The organism is Klebsiella sp. CN_Kp100 (genome assembly GCF_040065315.1).
Lineage (GTDB): Bacteria > Pseudomonadota > Gammaproteobacteria > Enterobacterales > Enterobacteriaceae > Klebsiella > Klebsiella oxytoca.
In genome coordinates, this window is the sequence record NZ_JBEAIJ010000051.1 from 24,507 (window position 1) to 43,552 (window position 19,046).

General features: G+C 52.0%; 21 protein-coding genes. 7 read left to right on the forward strand and 14 right to left on the reverse strand.

What is annotated here, in order from left to right:
• Positions 1–37: 37 nt before the first annotated feature.
• The gene (locus tag ABLV12_RS23085) at positions 38–1,183 is read left to right on the forward strand and encodes a pyridoxal phosphate-dependent aminotransferase (RefSeq protein ID WP_348867382.1); all 1,146 of its coding nucleotides are present in this window, start codon (positions 38–40) and stop codon (positions 1,181–1,183) included.
• Here ABLV12_RS23085 and ABLV12_RS23090 read toward each other — a convergent pair whose 3' ends face one another.
• The 4 genes from ABLV12_RS23090 to dsbG form a co-directional block, all read right to left on the reverse strand.
• Positions 1,184–1,813, reverse strand: a complete 630-nt coding sequence (locus tag ABLV12_RS23090; RefSeq protein ID WP_348867380.1) for a ParB/RepB/Spo0J family partition protein — start codon at positions 1,811–1,813, stop codon at positions 1,184–1,186.
• Complete coding sequence (locus ABLV12_RS23095) at positions 1,798–3,021, reverse strand: phosphoadenosine phosphosulfate reductase (RefSeq protein ID WP_032704826.1); 1,224 nt, start codon at positions 3,019–3,021, stop codon at positions 1,798–1,800. Before ABLV12_RS23095 ends, ABLV12_RS23090 begins: the two co-directional genes overlap by 16 nt.
• 103 nt (positions 3,022–3,124) lie before the next feature.
• Positions 3,125–4,036, reverse strand: coding sequence for a LysR family transcriptional regulator (locus ABLV12_RS23100; protein ID WP_004100136.1), 912 nt, complete (start codon positions 4,034–4,036; stop codon positions 3,125–3,127).
• A 198-nt stretch (positions 4,037–4,234) separates the two neighbouring features.
• On the reverse strand, positions 4,235–4,981 hold the full coding sequence (gene dsbG, locus ABLV12_RS23105) for a thiol:disulfide interchange protein DsbG (protein ID WP_064397437.1): 747 nt from the start codon (positions 4,979–4,981) through the stop codon (positions 4,235–4,237).
• 403 nt (positions 4,982–5,384) lie between these two features.
• On the opposite strand from dsbG, the gene ahpC reads away from it, so the two are divergent.
• Together ahpC and ahpF are read left to right on the forward strand one after the other, a co-directional pair.
• Positions 5,385–5,948, forward strand: coding sequence for an alkyl hydroperoxide reductase subunit C (gene ahpC, locus ABLV12_RS23110; RefSeq protein WP_002894394.1), 564 nt, complete (start codon positions 5,385–5,387; stop codon positions 5,946–5,948).
• A 244-nt stretch (positions 5,949–6,192) separates the two neighbouring features.
• Positions 6,193–7,758 carry an alkyl hydroperoxide reductase subunit F gene (gene ahpF, locus ABLV12_RS23115; RefSeq protein ID WP_133497867.1) on the forward strand — a complete coding sequence of 522 codons (1,566 nt, stop codon included), beginning with the start codon at positions 6,193–6,195 and terminating at the stop codon, positions 7,756–7,758.
• Between the two features lie 77 nt (positions 7,759–7,835).
• Here the strand turns inward: ahpF and uspG are convergent, their stop codons facing one another.
• The 4 genes from uspG to dcuC form a co-directional block, all read right to left on the reverse strand.
• On the reverse strand, positions 7,836–8,264 hold the full coding sequence (gene uspG, locus ABLV12_RS23120; protein WP_213801917.1) for a universal stress protein UspG: 429 nt from the start codon (positions 8,262–8,264) through the stop codon (positions 7,836–7,838).
• A gap of 199 nt (positions 8,265–8,463) precedes the next feature.
• Positions 8,464–8,874 (reverse strand): nucleoside diphosphate kinase regulator, encoded by a 411-nt coding sequence (gene rnk, locus ABLV12_RS23125; protein ID WP_004111326.1) that lies wholly within the window; start codon positions 8,872–8,874, stop codon positions 8,464–8,466.
• Positions 8,875–9,029: 155 nt separating this feature from the next.
• Complete coding sequence (rna, locus tag ABLV12_RS23130; RefSeq protein ID WP_064397442.1) at positions 9,030–9,824, reverse strand: ribonuclease I; 795 nt, start codon at positions 9,822–9,824, stop codon at positions 9,030–9,032.
• 92 nt (positions 9,825–9,916) lie between these two features.
• Entirely contained in the window at positions 9,917–11,290 is a 1,374-nt protein-coding gene (gene dcuC / locus ABLV12_RS23135; RefSeq protein ID WP_004100144.1) for an anaerobic C4-dicarboxylate transporter DcuC, read from the reverse strand.
• A 292-nt stretch (positions 11,291–11,582) separates the two neighbouring features.
• On the opposite strand from dcuC, the gene pagP reads away from it, so the two are divergent.
• A complete protein-coding gene (gene pagP, locus ABLV12_RS23140; protein ID WP_160887563.1) occupies positions 11,583–12,158 on the forward strand; it encodes a lipid IV(A) palmitoyltransferase PagP in 576 nt (191 codons plus the stop codon).
• A 195-nt stretch (positions 12,159–12,353) separates the two neighbouring features.
• Positions 12,354–12,563 carry a transcription antiterminator/RNA stability regulator CspE gene (cspE, locus tag ABLV12_RS23145; RefSeq protein WP_004100146.1) on the forward strand — a complete coding sequence of 70 codons (210 nt, stop codon included), beginning with the start codon at positions 12,354–12,356 and terminating at the stop codon, positions 12,561–12,563.
• A gap of 57 nt (positions 12,564–12,620) precedes the next feature.
• Here the strand turns inward: cspE and crcB are convergent, their stop codons facing one another.
• Positions 12,621–13,004: a fluoride efflux transporter CrcB gene (crcB, locus tag ABLV12_RS23150; RefSeq protein ID WP_004100147.1), complete on the reverse strand. Its 384-nt coding sequence runs from the start codon at positions 13,002–13,004 to the stop codon at positions 12,621–12,623.
• Positions 13,005–13,095: 91 nt separating this feature from the next.
• Between crcB and ABLV12_RS23155 the strand changes: the two genes are divergently transcribed.
• Complete coding sequence (locus tag ABLV12_RS23155) at positions 13,096–13,884, forward strand: deaminated glutathione amidase (RefSeq protein WP_004100148.1); 789 nt, start codon at positions 13,096–13,098, stop codon at positions 13,882–13,884.
• Positions 13,885–14,011: 127 nt separating this feature from the next.
• Positions 14,012–14,215 (forward strand): twin-arginine translocase subunit TatE, encoded by a 204-nt coding sequence (gene tatE / locus ABLV12_RS23160; protein ID WP_004100149.1) that lies wholly within the window; start codon positions 14,012–14,014, stop codon positions 14,213–14,215.
• A gap of 224 nt (positions 14,216–14,439) precedes the next feature.
• On the opposite strand, the gene lipA is transcribed toward tatE, so the two are convergent.
• The 5 genes from lipA to dacA all read right to left on the reverse strand — a co-directional run bounded on the left by lipA (position 14,440) and on the right by dacA (position 18,996).
• Positions 14,440–15,405 (reverse strand): lipoyl synthase, encoded by a 966-nt coding sequence (lipA, locus tag ABLV12_RS23165; protein ID WP_004100150.1) that lies wholly within the window; start codon positions 15,403–15,405, stop codon positions 14,440–14,442.
• 187 nt (positions 15,406–15,592) lie between these two features.
• Positions 15,593–16,546, reverse strand: a complete 954-nt coding sequence (locus ABLV12_RS23170) for a YbeF family transcriptional regulator (RefSeq protein WP_004100151.1) — start codon at positions 16,544–16,546, stop codon at positions 15,593–15,595.
• A gap of 135 nt (positions 16,547–16,681) precedes the next feature.
• The gene (gene lipB, locus ABLV12_RS23175; protein ID WP_004100152.1) at positions 16,682–17,326 is read right to left on the reverse strand and encodes a lipoyl(octanoyl) transferase LipB; all 645 of its coding nucleotides are present in this window, start codon (positions 17,324–17,326) and stop codon (positions 16,682–16,684) included.
• 100 nt (positions 17,327–17,426) lie between these two features.
• Entirely contained in the window at positions 17,427–17,690 is a 264-nt protein-coding gene (gene ybeD / locus ABLV12_RS23180) for a DUF493 family protein YbeD (protein WP_004100153.1), read from the reverse strand.
• Between the two features lie 106 nt (positions 17,691–17,796).
• Positions 17,797–18,996: a D-alanyl-D-alanine carboxypeptidase DacA gene (dacA, locus tag ABLV12_RS23185; protein ID WP_004100154.1), complete on the reverse strand. Its 1,200-nt coding sequence runs from the start codon at positions 18,994–18,996 to the stop codon at positions 17,797–17,799.
• Between the last annotated feature and the right edge of the window lie 50 nt (positions 18,997–19,046).

Consider the following 19,046-nt stretch of genomic DNA (forward strand, 5'->3'; position numbering starts at 1 on the left):
CATCACAGACGGTACAAAAAGAATGAGCAATAAGCCACTGATTCCTGAGAGTAAACTCCCTTCACTGGGCACCACTATCTTTAGCCAGATGAGCGCCCTGGCCCAGCAGCATCAGGCGATTAATCTGTCGCAGGGTTTTCCGGATTTTGATGGCCCGCGCTATCTGCAGGAGCGTCTGGCGTATCACGTCGCGCAGGGGGCCAATCAGTACGCGCCGATGACCGGCGTCGCCGCGCTACGCGAAGCGATTGTCGATAAAACCGAAGAGCTGTACGGCTATTGCCCCGATGCCAATAGCGACGTAACCGTCACCGCCGGGGCGACGGAAGCGCTGTATGCGGCGATTACCGCGCTGGTACGTTCCGGCGACGAAGTCATTTGCTTTGACCCCAGCTACGATAGCTATGCCCCGGCGGTTGAGCTGTCGGGCGGCGTGCTGAAGCGCATTGCTCTGCAGCCGCCTCATTTTCGCGTTGACTGGCAGCAGTTCGCCGCTACCCTCAGCGACAAAACTCGTCTGGTTATTCTCAATACGCCGCACAACCCGTCAGCGACGGTGTGGCAGCGTGAAGATTTTGCCGCGCTGTGGCAGGCGATTGCCGATCGCGAAATCTACGTACTTAGCGATGAAGTTTATGAACATATCTGCTTTGCTGCCGAAGGGCATGCCAGCGTGCTGGCGCATCCGCAGCTGCGCGAGCGCGCGGTGGCGGTCTCTTCATTCGGTAAAACGTTTCATATGACCGGCTGGAAGGTGGGGTACTGCGTGGCGCCTGCCGCTATCAGCGCTGAGCTGCGTAAAGTGCATCAGTATCTGACCTTCGCCGTCAACACCCCCGCTCAGCTGGCGATCGCCGATATGCTGCGCAGCGAGCCGGAGCATTATCGCCAGCTGCCGACGTTTTACCGCGAGCGTCGAGACCTGTTTATTGATGCGCTGCGTTCCAGCCGTCTGGAAATTTTGCCCTGCGAAGGGACCTACTTCCTGCTGGCGGACTACAGCGCAGTCTCCGATCTGGATGATGTCAACTTCTGCCGCTGGCTCACCACCGAGATCGGCGTCGCGGCGATCCCGCTGTCGGTGTTTTGTGCCGATCCGTTCCCGCATAAGCTGATACGCCTGTGCTTCGCCAAACAGCCAGCCACGCTGCTGGCTGCTGCGGAACGCCTGTGCCGTCTGTAGTTATTTAACGGTCCACGCCTGAGAAAATTGACGGTCGCCGAACATCTCCACCAGACCGTTGATTTGCTTCATGCGTAATACTTCGTCGGCGTCCATCCCTAACTCTTTGCCGATTTTCTCATCGGTCCAGCCGAGACGCGCCAGTTCCTGAACGATTTCCGACATCGCATGAATCTGGTGACGCCCGCGCGCCCGGTTATGGCGGATGGTGGCGGCCATCAGTGAATCACGCCTGACGCTGCTCCTTTCCAGACAGGTGACGGGGAGATAGCCTTTCAGCCGTTTTTTCAGCGCCGCTTTGCCGTTGGCCAGTTCATGACGATGAAAACCATCGACAATCGAATAGCGCTCCCGCCCCTGTTTCAGCACCACGATAGGCTGGGTGAAGCCATCCGTCTCCAGCGAGGTGAACAACAGGCGTTTTTCCGGTGGCGCAAGGTTATTTGGGTTGTAATCATTAGGCGAAACGGCTTCCTGTTTTACCCACAGTACGCAATCAACCGGTTGGGATTTGAAGGGGCTATATTCATGCAGAATCTGGCGAAAGGCGTTAAGCGCAGTAATCTTTTCTTCTTCATTTTCCAGCGATTGCAGATAGCGTTCTATTTCCTGGATTAATTGTCGTTGCATAGTATTCCCCATTGCTGGCGCTTTTTATTCATCCGCTCGCGATAGCGTTTATATTGAGTCGCTTTGGTTGGGCTGAAAGAGAGCTGGCGGCACCAGTAATCATTGTTTAACAGCACTTTACAGATGCGCCGCCAGGACGGGACGTCTTTGGAGCCAATATCCGCCGGCTGGGTGTCCGGAATATCCAGCATGCCCTTTTTTTGATACCAGTGGAGATAGACGGCGATTTTATTGCGGTAATGCTCCGCCGTTTTCTCCGGCATACTGTCGAGTAAAAACAGGGCGTAGCTTTTCCACGTATGATGTTCGGGTTTATCCAGCTTTCGATGGCCGTAGAACTGATTGTCGTGACCGGCGTAAACCCCGCCGCAGTGAACGCCGCTGACGCGCTGGCACATGGCGGCCCAGCGTTCAGGCTCCAGGACGTGGTAGAGCCACAGACCCTGGCGCTGCTCCGGGCCAAAGGGTTCGCAGATGCGCATATAACGCAGCGGTACCCCCGCCTGATACATCAGGTTATAGAGCGGGTTATAGGAAAGACCGCTTTTGCCGAACCAGGTCCAGATATCGGCGGTTTTCCAGTCATAGATAGGATAGATATACCAGGCGTGTCCGCCCGGCGCCGACGTGGTCCAGGGTTTGTCGTCGGCAAAGCGCAGTTTGCGCTGCGAGGAGATGGTGATAAACCGGTTAAGCGATTCATCGGCGCGGATGCCGACCATTACCGCGGCCGGACGATTTTGCGAGAACCAATCGGCGAATTCGCGGACGAAGGTTTCAAAACTCATTCCGGGTTGATAAAACGGGAAATAGTCGGGATCGGTGATGGCATCCTCCGGCGGCTGGCGCACCCAGGGCGCGCCGGGTTCCCAGCACTGCCACTCCGGCGTGAACTGGGTTAGCGAGTTCTGGGTGGTGAGAGGTAGCGCCACCCAGAAAAATTGCTCAATAACGTCGCGATACTCCTCGCGCATCTTTTCGCAATGAGCAATGGTGCAGGAGAACTGCGCTTCCCAGTCAATAAACAGGACGCAAATCTTTTTACCTGCCTGGCGGGCATGCTGCGCCGTGAGATGCAGCATGGTTGTTGAATCTTTACCGCCAGAAAAAGAGACGCAAACGCGGGAGAAGTTTTCCATAACCCACTCTATTCTTTGCTGACTGGCTTGCAGAACAGATTCTGGTAATGGAATTTTAATAAAAGACACAGCCATTATTCCTTTAATGCCAAAGAGACTGTGTACTTATATCATATTCGTTTCTTAATCAAGAGATTAGTTATCATTCACCAATTCAATGAAATCACTTTAACTATTCAATAATATTATTTCTTTCACACTCTTCGATAAAATTTGCGAAGTTGGGGTCGTCAAGATTCACCCGGTTGTAAATCATATAAATATTGATAGATGGAATTTTGAAGGGAGTCTCAATGATCCTGAATTTATTCTGAAAGCTAATGTGCTCTAAAATACATGTCGGAACGAAACCAATTATATCCGTTTGTTGAATAACATTAAGAATGGCTATGTATGAATCGCTGCTGAAAGAGATTTTTCTGTCAGAAAGCATACCCGCAGTTTGACTCTGAAAGGATTTTGTACCCTGATCGTTACAAATATAATAGGTGAAGCGTTCCTGCATGATGGCTTTTGTCGTCGTTAGCGACGCCAGTCGCGGATGGTTTTCATTACACACTAATGAAATGTCCAGCTCCTGGATGCGTTTACAGACGGTCGCTCGTGATGACAGCGCCGTGGTGCTAAATATCAGATCGGCCTTCCGGTAGGATAACAAACTTTCTATCGATTCACCTGAAGCGAGCAGATCATGATGTTCAACCTGCAGATTTGAATCATCTAATAACATATGAATCAGGCTGGTGGTTTTGGGCGTTATAAAAAGCTGCGGCGCATAGACAACGAGGCGTTTCCTTAATTCAGAACGATTGGTGAGATTGATGGTTTGTTCTAACTGATTAAGGTTATTTTCCAGGTGGTGATGCAAATTAACGCCGACGGTAGTTGGGGTAATCCCTTTACCTGAACGCACGAATAGCGGATCGTTGAGCTGGTTGCGTAGCCGCTGAAGCGACTGGCTTACCGCAGACGGCGTAATAAATAGCGTTTCTGCAGCCTTACTGATACTTAAATGCTGGTAAATACATTCGAAAATAACGAGTAGGTTCAGATCGAACTTCTTGAGATCGTAAAGATTAGCCATTTTCAACATCCTGTTAAGCTGGCGAGTAGAAAAAGAGGTTATTATATGTCTGCATTATATACATTACGTGATTATTCATTTTTTATTATTAATTGCTAATGCCTTATTAAGTTTATCTAAATATATACTACAGCGGCGCATTCCGCCAGATCCTTTTGTGTACTGCTAAACCCGGCGGAGGAGTTAGTTTATAAATGCTTATCTTGCCCCCATCATAATCTGTAGTTTTTCTTTATCTGGAAGCCCGATCGCTTGTTGCAGCATATTTTCTTTATTCATGTAATAAATAGCAGGGGTGACGCTGGCGCCGAGTTCGTCCATCAGCTGTTGGTTGAAATTAAGTATCTTCATTTGCTCTGGCTGAATACTGGTGGGAATATTTAGCGCTGCTTTGCCACCAGACTGCTCATAGTGAAGCCAGGTTTTCGCCGGGTCTTTGCTGGCCAGGATGGCCGCCGCGGCTGCGGGACTTTCCGGTTTTATGACGCCAACCAGTAGGGTGCGCAGCTGAACTTTCCCTGATTCTACCCACGGACGAGCCTGTTGCCAGAACTGTTGGCAGTAGGGGCAGAAGGGATCGGCAAAAACGTACAGAATCGTCGGCGCGTTTTCGTTACCGTCAAGCAGCCAGCGAGCGCTTTCCAGCTTTTTCCACATCTCCTGGCCCGCGGGGGTATAGAGCTCTTGCTGGAAGAGTTGTTCGCTAAGATTAGTACCGCTTTCGTCGTACATATAGCCCGAGATGGCGTGTTTGCCGTCCGGCGTGAGGTAGATGGCGACGCCCATATCCTGATACTTCCCTAACCAGCCTTTCATCCCTCCGGGCGCCTTGAAGGGTTTAATAATGGTAATTCCCTGTTTTTCTATCGCTTTTACGGGGGCGGGAAGCTCCTCTGCATAGCAGTAAAAAGGTAATAAGCTCAGAAAGAACAGTCGTTTTAACATGATTATGCCTTGTAAATTCAAAGAGAAAAGTAAGTGTAGCGGTAAAACCTATTACAGCCATAGGTAAGACCTGAGGCCGCGCGGATTGCCCTTTCGTTCTGTGGGTGATGTAATCCCTGAGCTGTTACATTAAGGTGTAGAGCGCAACACATTGCCAGCTACTGGCGCTGAACCTACCTGCGGGTGTTTCAGGTAACGGGGCCGCCTGCGAGGGCGGCCTTTTTACTTTTCAGCGCATATAATGCGAAACGCGACAGAAGTTTGCCATCGCGTTGACAGGTTCACAAAGTTGTCTTGTTCCGGTTGTTAGATAACGCTTATTGATTCGATAATGCAAACGCATTGGTCGAGTCAGGAAAAATTCGTTAACTTAGACCTCAACGAAAACACGGAGGAAGTATAGATGTCCTTAATTAATACCAAAATCAAACCTTTTAAAAACCAGGCATTCAAAAACGGTGAATTCATCGAAGTAACCGAGAAAGATACTGAAGGCCGCTGGAGCGTCTTCTTCTTCTACCCGGCTGACTTCACCTTCGTTTGCCCGACTGAACTGGGCGACGTGGCAGATCATTATGAAGAACTGCAGAAGCTGGGCGTAGACGTTTACTCCGTCTCTACCGACACCCACTTCACCCACAAAGCGTGGCACAGCAGCTCTGAAACCATCGCTAAAATCAAATATGCGATGATTGGCGACCCGACTGGCGCCCTGACCCGTAACTTCGACAACATGCGTGAAGATGAAGGTCTGGCAGATCGTGCAACCTTCGTTGTTGACCCGCAGGGTATCATCCAGGCTATCGAAGTTACCGCTGAAGGTATCGGCCGCGACGCGTCTGACCTGCTGCGTAAAATCAAAGCAGCTCAGTACGTAGCTTCTCACCCTGGCGAAGTTTGCCCGGCTAAATGGAAAGAAGGTGAAGCGACTCTGGCTCCGTCTCTGGACCTGGTCGGCAAAATCTAAATTTCCGTCTCCTTTCACGCAATTGCTGCGTTGGCGTCGCCTGCTCACCCCGGTCACTTACTGAGGTAAGCTTCCGGGGATTCTCAGGCTAGCCGCCTTGCTCTTGCGTGAAATGCTGAGGAAATTGCGTAGTAATATCTGGGCGCATCTGCGCCCGTTTTATTCCAACACCATGATGCAAGCGCATTCAGGCTGCCTGAACGAGGCCGCTTGCATGATGATGTTTTAAGCCCAGGAGATAAAAATGCTCGACACCAACATGAAAACCCAGCTCAAGGCCTATCTTGAGAAGCTGACCAAACCTGTTGAGCTGATTGCCACGCTGGATGACGGCGCTAAATCGGCAGAAATCAGGGAACTGCTGGCTGAAATTGCTGAACTGTCAGATAAAGTCACCTTCAAAGAAGATAACGGCCTGGCGGTGCGTAAGCCGTCATTCCTCATTACCAACCCAGGCTCCAGCCAGGGCCCGCGTTTTGCCGGCTCTCCGCTGGGACATGAATTCACCTCTTTAGTTCTGGCTCTGCTGTGGACCGGCGGTCATCCGTCAAAAGAAGCCCAGAGCCTGCTGGAGCAGATCCGCAATATCGACGGTGATTTTGAATTTGAAACCTACTATTCACTTTCATGTCATAACTGCCCGGATGTGGTTCAGGCGTTGAACCTGATGGCGGTACTGAACCCGCGTATCAAGCACACGGCGATTGACGGCGGCACTTATCAGCATGAAATCACCGAACGCAACGTGATGGGCGTACCGGCGGTATTCATGAACGGTAAAGAGTTTGGCCAGGGTCGCATGACGCTGACTGAAATTGTGGCCAAAGTGGATACCGGTGCGGAAAAACGTGCGGCGGAAGAGCTGAATAAACGTGAATCCTATGATGTCTTAATCGTCGGCTCAGGCCCGTCAGGCGCAGCGGCTGCCGTTTACTCAGCGCGTAAAGGCATTCGTACCGGTCTGATGGGTGAACGCTTTGGCGGCCAGGTGCTGGATACCGTTGATATCGAAAACTATATTTCGGTACCGAAGACCGAAGGTCAGAAACTGGCTGGCGCATTAAAAGCGCACGTCAGCGAATACGATGTTGATGTTATTGATTCTCAAAGCGCTTCCAGGCTGATTCCTGCGACGGTTGAAGGCGGATTGCACCAGATTGAAACCGCCTCCGGCGCGGTGCTGAAAGCGCGTAGCGTTATCATTGCCACCGGTGCGAAATGGCGTAACATGAACGTTCCAGGTGAAGATCAGTATCGCACGAAGGGCGTAACCTACTGTCCGCACTGCGACGGCCCGCTGTTTAAAGGTAAGCGCGTGGCGGTTATCGGCGGCGGTAACTCCGGTGTGGAAGCGGCCATCGACCTGGCAGGCGTTGTTGAACATGTAACGCTGCTTGAATTCGCGCCGGAAATGAAGGCCGACCAGGTTCTGCAGGATAAAGTCCGCAGCCTGAAGAACGTCGATATTATCCTCAATGCCCAGACCACAGAAGTGGTGGGCGACGGCAGTAAAGTGACCGGCCTGCAGTATCGTGACCGCGTGAGCGGCGATGAGCATCACGTCGCGCTGGCGGGGATCTTTGTACAGATTGGCCTGTTGCCGAATACCAACTGGCTGGAAGGGGCGATTGAGCGCAACCGCATGGGTGAAATCATCATTGATGCGAAATGTGAAACTAACGTGAAGGGCGTCTTCGCGGCGGGGGACTGCACAACCGTACCGTACAAGCAGATTATTATCGCTACCGGCGAAGGTGCAAAAGCGTCTCTGAGCGCGTTTGATTATCTGATCCGCACTAAAACGGCATAATTCATAATAAAGTAAGACCGAACCTGCACAGTAAAGAGGCTACCCCTGGGTAGCCTCTTTTTTTTAGCTCTCTGACGCTATCTCACCACCATCACCGGAATATGCGCATGGCGGATCACGCTTGAGGCATTGGAGCCGAGCAGATGCGTGCTGATAGACGGATTACGCGAGCCTATCACCACTACGTCGGCTTTAATTTCATTGGCCAGTTCATTGACCATATCCCGCACGTTGCCAAAGCGAACGTGCATTTTGATTCGCGACGGCTCAATGCTGAAATGCCCGGCCATTGTTTTCAGGCGCGTTTCTGCTTCATGCTGCAAATGCTCTTCAAAGCGGCGCAGATCGGCGGTAAACCGGCTCATGGTAAAGCTTGATGAACCGGGCAGTACGTGGAGAAGATGGATAACCCCGTCCTGCTGGGCTAAAAACTCCGCATGGCGAACGGCTTTATCGCTTAACTCCATTTCAAAGACATCAACGGGCATAATGATTGTTTTATACATATGCATTCCTCCTTGTTCGTCTGCTTTTATATCAACATATTATAGGAAAATATTGTGCCATTCAGGTCGCAAAATTGTCAGATCGGTTAGAGGGTGGCGTAAAAGTTTGTCAAAAGAGAGGCGTAGAGGAGAAGGTGCAGAAAGAGGATGTAGCGACATCCTCTGGATAAAGCGCGAAACGCTTCAGGCAGCGGGGAGATTAACGGTGAAAATCGCCTGCGGCCTCCGGCTGGTATAGCAGTTCCAGCACTTCAAGATGCGTTGAGGTGCCGCCGGGCAACTCCCAGTGAATGGCGCTGCCGACCTTGAGCCCCAGCAACGCTGCGCCAACCGGCGCCATAACCGAGAGCTGGGTGGCGCTATCGGTCACCTGAGCCGGGAAAACCAGCGTGCGGATGCGCTCTTCGCCGGTGGTTAAATCGCGGAATCTCACCTGGCTATTCATGCTGACAACATCATGCGGCATGGCTTCCGGAGCCAGCATCTGCGCGCGGTCAAGCTCGTCGTTCAGTGCGTCCGCTACCGGCGAGTTAGCGAATGCCGGTTGTTCCAGCAGCCTGTCGATGCGTTCTGCATCCAGTTCATTAATGATGATTGCGGGTCTGGTCATCTCATACTCCATGTTATCCAGGAACCTGTCCGTAAAAGAAAACCCTCACCGAAAATGGCAAGGGTTAATGTTCTCTCATCATACTGAGACTTGCGGATGGTTTGAAGTGATTAAACGCACATTCATCAACGAACAATAGTTAAACCGTATGAAACTTAGCCGGCTTTATCCAGCAGAAATTGTTTACCGCAGTTCCCGGGATGAGGCTGAGGTAAGAATGAATTTACCGAGAGAGGCGCGTTGATGGCCGCCGCTTTGATGGAAATTTGCATCTCGGTCAGATAGGCGGGATTGCCGTTACAGGTTAACTTGAAAGCCTTAACGTTCTGATTTCCATAGGCCTCTGCGACCGCGGCATTGAAATCATCCCGGCTAACGGTCTGCCCATAGTGACTGGCCAGGAAATGACCAAGGGGGCTTTGTTTAATCTCGCCGTTCAGGCGCACCATAGTGCCGAAATAATTGTCAGGATCGAAACCAAAACAAACCCCGTGCTTGGCGTATTCATAACGCTCAAGACATGAATTGCCGCCGGATCCCGGCATCACGCCGTTAAGCTTATTCGCCATTTCCAGCGAAAGGCCGGTTTCAGCCGCCCGACATTTTTGCCCGGCTTTCGCTTCAGGCATATTGGGAACAGGGCGAGTCGCGCAGCCAAAACGCATCCAGCGGCGTTCGTCCACTCCGCGCGCGGCGATAGACTTGGGCAGGCCTGGCCACAAGCCGTGAACGGTGAGAAAATCGGCTTTGTTGTCTGGTTCCTGCTGCAGGCGGCACTCTTCCGGCTCGCTGCGGTTTCGGTCCTGCATACTCTGGCAAAACCCCGTTTGCCAGGAGAGGGCCAGCACGTAGCGATCGAAATCGCCGTATTGCGTTGCGATCAGCGGATCGGCGCTGACCTGAGAAGCGCTTAGCAAAAGAGCGAGAGCGACGAAATCCTTCCTGAACATTTTTATTCCTGATGACGAATGGTCATTAATAACTTTGAGTTATTAAAGCATAAAAAAGGCGCCAGCAGGCGCCTTTTCACACGGTTTCAGCGTTAGCGGATTGCGCTACCGGGAACGAGGACTTCGGTGGCGATAATAACCACTAATAAACCAACCAGTACCGGGACAGAGGTGCGTTTCACCACTTCGAACGGCGAAATTTTTGCCATACCGGCCACGGCGACCACGACGCCGGAGACCGGAGAAATGGTTCGGCCAAGGTTAGACGCCTGCAGCATCGGGATCGAAAGATAAGCCGGGTTAATGCCGGACGAGTGCGCCAGCTTCGGGATCATCTCAACGAAAGCATAGAAGGGGGCATTACCAGAGCCTGTGGTCATCGCCGCCAGCATGGTCAGAATGACCAGTACCAGCATCAGAATAATACTGGCGGAGCCGAAAGAAGTTGCAATGGAGATCAGGCCGTTAATAAAGCCAATGGTGCTCAGCCCCTGCGCAAAGACGCCAGCGGCGACCAGCAGCATCACCACACCGGCAAAGGCGTCGGCCATCCCGCGATATGCCGCTTCCAGCCCATTAAACACATTTTTAGTATTAAAGCCGCGGCAGAATTCCAGAACTGCCGCCAGCAGCATGCAAAGTACGAGGATGGTAATGATGTGCAGCTCCGGACCCCATTTGCCATCAAAAATCAGCACCCCGATTATCGGCGTAAACGGCAGGATGGCGTAGAAAGAAGGGGCGGTGGTGGTGATCTCGTTCACATCAAGCATTTCATGCGCGACGTTTTCCTTTTTATCCAGATAGCGCTGCCAGAAGAAGTGAGCAATCGCCATGCTGATAATCGCCACAATAGAGATAGGCAGCGTGGTTTTAAAGGCAAAGTCAATCAGCGGCATTTCGGCGGCTTTGGCGGCCAGCACGACGTCGCCGGAAGTCGGGGAGAGAATAATCGCCGCCGGGGAGGCGCAGATTGCGGCGGCGGCGCCGCGGCTGATACCAACGTTGACCATGACCGGGAACAGCGTGGCCATCAGCAGGACGCCCAGGCCGGTGGCTGAGGAAACAGCCAGCGACATCAGGCAGGCCACGAAATAAGCAGCGATCATCAGTAGATAAGGGGAGTTAATATAGCGCAGCGGTTTTGAGGCCAGTTTGACGACCATATCGTTGGCGCCAATATGCGTCATATAGGTGGCGAAACCGCAGAGCATCATGATCATCATGCCGAGGTCGCCGCCGCGGCTCATGAGCAGTATCTTAATATACTCAACGATATCGGTAGCAGAGTAGCCGGTGCTCTTTGCGTCGCCAGGTAAAATCTTATGCCCCATTAGCGCGCTGGCGATGAGTAATACTAAGCCACCGACGAACAGCACTCCGGTGGCGGAATAACCTTTAATGATATAGCGGGCGACGCCCACAATGACCACAATCCCAATCAGGATCTCTACTAGCGTAAGCATTCTTAAACCCCTAAACCATTAACCCAAAGAATCTACTGATAAATAAAGCGAAGGAAAAATTTAGTGAGGGAATGTGCCTAAAAAACGGGCAAAACTCGCTGATGCAAATCAATAAATCGATGAGAATCCCTGGATGGTTGGGCTTTACTGGCGTAACCGGCAAAACCGCGCGGAGAGTTTTTCAGATTTTTTGTAGCGGGCAAATCAAGAGTTTGCCTAATTTCGTTAAGGAAGTATTAAGCTTATCCTTGCTATTTTAACCCGCTCAAAAAATGATACTGGTAAGAGAAAAGTGTTAATGCATCGTCGATTTATAGGTTTTTTTCTTGGGTGCCTGGGGCTGCTGCTGTCGTCAACTTCTGCTAACGCTTCGTTCAGCTCGACGCTTCGCGATGGTTACAACACGCTGACTGATAACGTTGCGCAGACCTGGAATGAGCCTGAGCACTACGATCTTTATATCCCTGCGGTGACCTGGCATGCGCGTTTTGCCTATGACAAGGAGAAAACCGACAGGTACAACGAGCGCCCCTGGGGTGCCGGTTTTGGCGTTTCACGCTGGGATGATAAAGGGAACTGGCATGGCATCTATCTGATGGCTTTTAAGGATTCTTATAATAAGTGGGAGCCCATCGGCGGCTATGGCTGGGAGAAGACCTGGCGTCCTTTGGCAGATGATAATTTCCATCTTGGCTTAGGCTATACGCTCGGCGTCACGGCGCGTGACAACTGGAAATATATCCCGATCCCGGTAGTGCTGCCTTTGGCTTCCATCGGCTACGGCCCGGCCACCTTCCAGATGACCTATATTCCCGGCACCTATAACAACGGAAACGTTTACTTCGCATGGGCACGCATTCAGTTTTGAGGCGATTTTCCATAGCAATAAAAGAGATAAGCAGGCTGTCTTGAGGAAAAACAAAGACTAATGTGAACCCTGCCCAAAAAGATAGAGACTTTTATCACTTTTTAGCAAAGTTGCGCTGGACAAAAGGTACCACAATTGGTGTACTGATACCCGACACAGTATTAGTGTCGATTTTTTCATATAAAGGTAATTTTGATGTCTAAGATTAAAGGTAACGTTAAGTGGTTTAATGAGTCCAAAGGATTCGGTTTCATTACTCCGGAAGATGGCAGCAAAGATGTATTCGTACATTTCTCTGCAATCCAGTCCAACGGTTTCAAAACTCTGGCTGAAGGTCAGCGCGTAGAGTTCGAAATCACTAACGGTGCCAAAGGCCCTTCTGCTGCAAACGTAATGCCTATCTAAGCAACGCGTCAGCAGAATATAAAAACCCGCTCTCAGCGGGTTTTTTTTTGCCTGCGTCTAGCGGCTGGCGGCTTGCGAAAACAGCCAGAACGCAGCGGCCGTCATGGCAAATGAACCTAACAGATTGACGAAAACGTTCAGCAGCGCCCAGCTAACGCGCCCCTGCTGCAGCAAAAACACCACTTCAGCGGAAAATGTGGAAAAGGTGGTCAACCCGCCGCAAAAGCCGGTAGTGATGAGTAGCTTCCACATCGGATCGACGTCCGTCAGGCGATTAAACCAGGCCAGACCGGCCCCGATAATAAATGCCCCTAGCAGGTTAGCGGTGAGAGTACCAATGGGGATAGCATGGTGCATGGGGTTAAACTTCATACCCAGCCACCAGCGCAAAACGCTGCCGGTGCCGCCGCCAAGAAATACAGCCAAAAGGAGTTGCAACACGATTGTTCTCTGCTTATTGATTGCGACTAAACTTCGAGTGTAGCGCGCGAAATACCTTGCTGGCTATGAATTACCTGACGGGAGAGAAAAGATGCTTGTTGCTGCCGGACAATTTGCCGTAACGCCGGACTGGACGGTCAATGCTCAGACCTGCGTGAGCATGATGCGTCAGGCCGGGGAGCGCGGAGCAACGCTTCTGGTGCTACCCGAGGCGTTGCTGGCGCGAAACGACGCCGATGCGGATTTATCAGTCAAGTCCGCCCAGCAGCTGGACGGCGGTTTTTTACAGCTTCTGCTGGCGGAAAGCGAAAACAGTCCCTTGACGACGGTGCTGACCCTGCACGTGCCTTCTGCAGAAGGGCGGGCAACGAATACGCTGGTGGCGTTACGTCACGGGAAAATTATTGCGCAATATCAGAAACTGCATTTGTATGATGCTTTCAATATTCAGGAATCCCGGCTGGTCGATGCCGGTCAGCAAATTCCGCCGCTCATTGAGGTCGACGGGATGCGCGTCGGGTTAATGACCTGTTACGATTTACGCTTTCCTGAGCTGGCGCTATCCTTAGCGCTCAGCGGCGCGCAGCTTATTGTCCTGCCCGCCGCGTGGGTAAAAGGGCCGCTGAAAGAGCATCACTGGGCGACTCTGCTGGCGGCACGGGCGCTGGATACCACCTGCTATATTGTCGCTGCGGGGGAGTGCGGAACGCGTAATATTGGTCAGAGTCGAATTGTCGATCCTTTAGGAACGACGATTGCCGGGGCAGGGGAGCAGCCGCAGCTGATTTTCGCGGAGCTTTCAACCGATTATATTCAGCAGGTAAGAGAGCGCCTGCCGGTGCTGCAGAATCGTCGCTTTGCGCCACCGCAATTATTATGACGTTTTTTTAAACAAGGCTTGATTCACCTTGTTACAGATTGCTATTGTGTCCGCGCGTCAAATAGCCGTTAATTGTATGCGTGTATGATGGCGTATTCGCAGCTTGTATTAGAGAAGAAGGTTAGCTATGGGTGAGATTAGTATTACCAAACTGCTGGTAGTCGCAGCGCTGATTATCCTGGTGTTTGGTACCAAAAAGTTACGCACGCTGGGTGGAGACCTGGGCTCGGCTATCAAAGGCTTCAAAAAAGCCATGAGCGATGACGATGATAGTGCGAAAAAGACCAGTGCCGAAGAGGCTCCGGCGCAGAAGCTCTCTCATAAAGAGTAATTCGCGACGAGTTTCCCGCTGAAGGAGGCTCGCTACCGACGGGGAAACCGCGTCGGCAAAGAGGCCGCAGCGATAGCGCTGCGGCCTCTTTTTGTCATCTGCACGGATTTTGCTTAAAAAGATGCAACTAACTGTTACCGCGTTGGGTTTTATTATTGGCTAGCAAAATGAGTGGCAGGAAAGACCGCTGCGCTACAAATATAACGCCGCGGTCGCAACAGGAATTACTTCACTTCCATGCCTTTGGCCTGCAGGTCGGCATGATAGGACGAACGAACAAAGGGTCCGCAGGCGGCGTGGGTAAAGCCCATTGCCATCGCTTCGGCTTTCATCTCTTCGAATTCATCCGGGCTCACGTAGCGCTGTACCGGCAGGTGGTGGCGGCTCGGCTGCAGATACTGGCCTAAAGTCAGCATCGTCACGCCGTGGCGGCGCAGATCGCGCATGACTTCAATGATTTCAGCATTCGTTTCGCCTAAACCCACCATCAGTCCCGATTTCGTCGGGATCTCCGGGTGCGCTTCTTTAAAGCGCTCCAGCAGCTTCAGGGACCAGTTGTAGTCGGCGCCAGGGCGAACCTGACGATAGAGGCGCGGAACGTTTTCCAGGTTATGGTTAAACACGTCCGGCGGCGTGGCCTGGAGGATCTCCAGCGCACGATCCATACGGCCGCGGAAGTCCGGCACCAGAGTTTCAATTTTGATCGTCGGGCTTTTTTCACGAATCGCGCTGATGCAGTCGGCAAAATGCTGAGCGCCGCCATCGCGCAGATCGTCGCGGTCCACGGAGGTTACAACCACATAGCGCAGCGCCATATCGGCGATGGTTTGCGCCAGCTTTTGCGGCTCGTTGGCGTCCGGCGTTATCGGGCGTCCGTGGGCAACATCGCAGAATGGGCAACGGCGGGTACAGATGGCGCCCAGGATCATAAAGGTCGCCGTTCCGTGGTTAAAACATTCCGCGAGGTTAGGGCAAGAGGCTTCTTCGCACACGGAGTGCAGGCCGTTCTTACGCATCGCTGCCTTGATCCCCTGGATACGGGACGAGTCAGCCGGAAGTTTGATTTTCATCCATTCCGGTTTTCTGAGCAGAGCTTCACGCTCAGTTGCCACGTTTTTCACCGGGATAAGGGCCATTTTATCGGCATCGCGGTATTTAACACCGCGTTCCATCACAATGGGTTTACTCATAGCGTGCGTGTTCCAGTTGCGAGTGACGAAGGAAAGCGAATCAATTCAAGTAAATGTTGCATTTATCAACTATTTTTGAATTAAACGCAGGCAGTATATCATTGATACGGGGCATAAAGCAGCCTGCTTGCCGGGCAAATTGTAAAATAGTTGTTGTTTTATGCTTTTCCCACACGTGCCTTATCGACTAGAAAGCCTGACGAATTGTCCCGACGATCTCTTTCAACAAGGGTTCCTGCGCGCTGAGCTTGTTATAGTGCAACGCAATATCAATTTTTTCTTCGCGCAGAGGGGCGAAGTCGATCATTTTCAAAGGCCATATTCTGTCAACCAGAGAAAACATCCCGGAAGTTATCAGCCCCAGCATATCGCTTTCGCTGACCAGCGCCGCCTGAGTTAACAGATTGTAGCTACTAAAACCGCAGCGGCGTTCGCCGAGGTGTTCCTGCAGGCGACGCAGGATGGTGGTGTAGCGCTGCCCCTCTGGCTGCAGCAGAGCGAATTCATATTGACTAAGATTATCTGCGGTTGCAGGCAAGGCGAGAGCCGGATGTCCTGCCCGGCAGAAGATGTGCACGCTGTCCTGGTAAAGCACATGGTGCGTAATCGTCTGCCCGCTGTGGGGATAGCTGTCGATAAGCAGGTCCACCTGACGCTGGTTTAGCTGACTGACTGCGTCGTTGATAGCGATATTGTGCAGCAGTATCTGGGGAAAGACGGCCCGCAGTTTTTGGGTGATAACCGGCATGATTAACGCGCCAATAGCCGGGGAAGTGGCAATCGTTATCACCCGCTCCCGCTGCGTATTGCCGGTGAGATCCAGCGCGTTGAGAAACGCCTCCATCCCCTGACTAATATGCTTATGCAAATGCGTAGCGTAGGCCGTGGGGGTCACGCCCTGTCCCTTACGAATAAATAGCGGGTCAGGGAAGAGCGCGCGCAGCTTGTTGATTGACTGGCTTATCGCCGACGGCGTGATATTGAGTACCTTTGCCGCGTTAACGATGCCTTTATGGACGTAAACCGCTTCAAAAATAGTGAGTAAATTGAGGTCTATCGTACGCAGAATGCGAAACATCTGCCGACCGTGGCGATCGTCAAGCCGATCGCCTGATTCTGCCTGAGAGTTATTGTCGTCCACTCTTTATTTCCGCTAGTGATGATTAGCACCATTATAGCGGTCACATTTATTTTATTAGTGATGATAGATTGCAAATAAAAGGCTTAATCCGGTCCGAGGAAAAACGAGACGTCCCGCGGCAACGGGACGTGATGGCTAACGGGATAAAATGTATTCCGATGGCGGATCGTTCAGGAGCGCCAGCAGATGAGCGACCAGACGTGGCGATACGTTTTCCGGCTGGGCATCTGGCTGCCACTGACGCATCTGCGTCATCTCCATTCCGGCATAGCCGCAGGGGTTAATTCTCAGGAACGGCGACAGATCCATGTTGATATTTAGCGCCAGGCCGTGGAATGAGCAACCTCTACGAATGCGCAGACCCAGAGAGCAGATTTTCCGATCGCCCACGTAGACGCCGGGAGCATCGGCGCGCGGGTGTGATTCGATGTCATATTCCGCCAGGGTGTTCACGACGGTTTGCTCCAGAAGCGTGACCAGCTCGCGCACCCCCAGCTTACGGCGTTTCAGGTTCAGCAGAACGTACATCACCTGTTGGCCGGGACCGTGATAGGTGACCTGCCCCCCGCGATCGCTCTGAATTACCGGGATTTCGCCGGGAACGAGAACATGTTCGGCTTTGCCTGCCTGCCCCTGAGTGAATACGGGATGGTGCTCTACCAGCCAGATTTCATCCAGCGTAGTCTCGTCGCGGGTGTCGGTAAACTCGTGCATTGCCTGCGAGACAGGTTCGTAAGGTTGCAGGCCGAGCTGGCGGATGAGAATTTTATTGTGCTGCAAAACAACGTCTCCGCAGAGAGAGAATGATTTGAGTGGGAAAGTATATCACAGCAAGAAAGCGAGAATGACCCGGCGTGGACGCCGGGTCAGGGGAAGAGATTTACAGCACCATCCGAACGATTTCAATATTGCCCAGCTCTTCGTAGAGAGTTTCTACCTGCTCAATATGGGTTGCATTGATGGTAATAGAGACAGAGTGGTAGTTGCCTTTGCTGCTGGGTTTTACCGTCGGAGAGTAATCACCTGGTGCATGGCGCTGTACCACTTCAACCACCTGGTCAACCAGCTCCGGCAACGCCTGTCCCATTACTTTGTAAGTAAATGGGGTAGGGAATTCAAGCAGTTCGTTAAGTTTGGTTTTCATGTCAGCTCCGGTGTTACAACAAAAAATAATAACTCCCACGACGTGTGGGAGTTATCAGGATATCTAGTATATGGGGATGTAAATCACACTTTCAAGCGTTCGGTTTTTAACCAAACCAGTGATGGAACATTAATTTAATGTAATCAATGATTTTACCGAAGAAATTGCCTTCCGGGATTTCCTGCAGGACCACCAGCGGACGCTGATCGATGGTTTTGCCATCAAGCTGGAAGTTAATGGTGCCCACAACCTGGTTTTTCTGCAGCGGCGCGTGCAGCTCGGCATTATTCAGCACGTAGCTGGCTTTCAGATCTTTCATCCGACCGCGAGGAATCGTCAGATAAACGTCTTTATCCACGCCGAGAGAGGCGCGATCGCTATCGCCGAACCAGGCAGGTTCAGAGGCGAATTCTTTACCGGCTTTAATCGGGTTAACGGTTTCAAAGAAGCGAAAGCCCCATGTCAGCAGCTTTTTGCTTTCGGACTCGCGTCCTTTATAGGTACGACCGCCCATCACGGCGGAGATGAGGCGCATCTGGCCTTCAGTTGCCGATGCCACGAGGTTGTAGCCCGCTTTATCCGTGTGGCCGGTTTTAATGCCGTCGACGTTGAGGCTATTATCCCACAGCAGGCCGTTGCGGTTGAGCTGGCGAATACCGTTGAAGGTAAACTCTTTCTCTTTGTAGATGGTGTATTCGTTTGGAACATCGCGAATCAGCGCCTGGCCAATCAGCGCCATGTCGCGCGCTGAGCTGAACTGACCATCGGCATCCAGGCCGTGAACGGTCTGGAAATGGGTGTTCTTCAGGCCCAGCGCGTTAACGTAGTTGTTCATCAGGCTGACGAAGGCGTCCTGGCTACCGGCGACGTAGTCGGCCATCGCCACGCAGGCATCGTTGCCCGACTGCAGGTTGATACCGCGGATCAGCTGGGATACCGGCACCTGCATACCCGGTTTGAGGAACATCAGCGAAGAACCTTTGAACACCGGATTACCGGTTGCCCACGCGTCGTTGCCTACGGTGACCAGGTCGGACTCTTTAAATTTGCCCGCTTTCATGGCCTGACCAATGACATAGCTGGTCATCATTTTAGTCAGGCTTGCCGGGTCGCGACGGGAGTCAGCGTTGTTTTCCGCCAGCACTTTGCCTGAGTTGTAATCGATAAGAATCCAGGATTCGGCGTCAATCTGCGGGGCGCCTGGGATCATAGTTTTGATATTCAGGTCATCGGCGCGGGCAGCGGAGGACAGCGCTGCCACGGAGAGCGCCGTAACGAGTAAACGAGCGGTAAAAGAGGTCTTCATGGTCTGAACAACGGCATCCGTGATGGAGTTAAAAAAGTGCCTTACTATAA

Excerpts from the sequence above, each read along its gene's own strand:
- lipA (WP_004100150.1), bottom strand. The coding sequence starts at position 15,405 with ATGAGTAAACCCATTGTGATGGAACGCGGTGTTAAATACCGCGATGCC.
- dsbG (WP_064397437.1), bottom strand. The coding sequence starts at position 4,981 with ATGTTAAAACGACTGTTCTTTCTGAGCTTATTACCTTTTTACTGCTAT.
- ABLV12_RS23090 (WP_348867380.1), bottom strand. The coding sequence starts at position 1,813 with ATGCAACGACAATTAATCCAGGAAATAGAACGCTATCTGCAATCGCTG.
- dacA (WP_004100154.1), bottom strand. The coding sequence starts at position 18,996 with ATGAAGACCTCTTTTACCGCTCGTTTACTCGTTACGGCGCTCTCCGTG.
- ahpF (WP_133497867.1), top strand. The coding sequence starts at position 6,193 with ATGCTCGACACCAACATGAAAACCCAGCTCAAGGCCTATCTTGAGAAG.
- ABLV12_RS23155 (WP_004100148.1), top strand. The coding sequence starts at position 13,096 with ATGCTTGTTGCTGCCGGACAATTTGCCGTAACGCCGGACTGGACGGTC.
- uspG (WP_213801917.1), bottom strand. The coding sequence starts at position 8,264 with ATGTATAAAACAATCATTATGCCCGTTGATGTCTTTGAAATGGAGTTA.
- rnk (WP_004111326.1), bottom strand. The coding sequence starts at position 8,874 with ATGACCAGACCCGCAATCATCATTAATGAACTGGATGCAGAACGCATC.
- ABLV12_RS23100 (WP_004100136.1), bottom strand. The coding sequence starts at position 4,036 with ATGGCTAATCTTTACGATCTCAAGAAGTTCGATCTGAACCTACTCGTT.
- dcuC (WP_004100144.1), bottom strand. The coding sequence starts at position 11,290 with ATGCTTACGCTAGTAGAGATCCTGATTGGGATTGTGGTCATTGTGGGC.
- cspE (WP_004100146.1), top strand. The coding sequence starts at position 12,354 with ATGTCTAAGATTAAAGGTAACGTTAAGTGGTTTAATGAGTCCAAAGGA.
- tatE (WP_004100149.1), top strand. The coding sequence starts at position 14,012 with ATGGGTGAGATTAGTATTACCAAACTGCTGGTAGTCGCAGCGCTGATT.
- ybeD (WP_004100153.1), bottom strand. The coding sequence starts at position 17,690 with ATGAAAACCAAACTTAACGAACTGCTTGAATTCCCTACCCCATTTACT.
- ahpC (WP_002894394.1), top strand. The coding sequence starts at position 5,385 with ATGTCCTTAATTAATACCAAAATCAAACCTTTTAAAAACCAGGCATTC.
- rna (WP_064397442.1), bottom strand. The coding sequence starts at position 9,824 with ATGTTCAGGAAGGATTTCGTCGCTCTCGCTCTTTTGCTAAGCGCTTCT.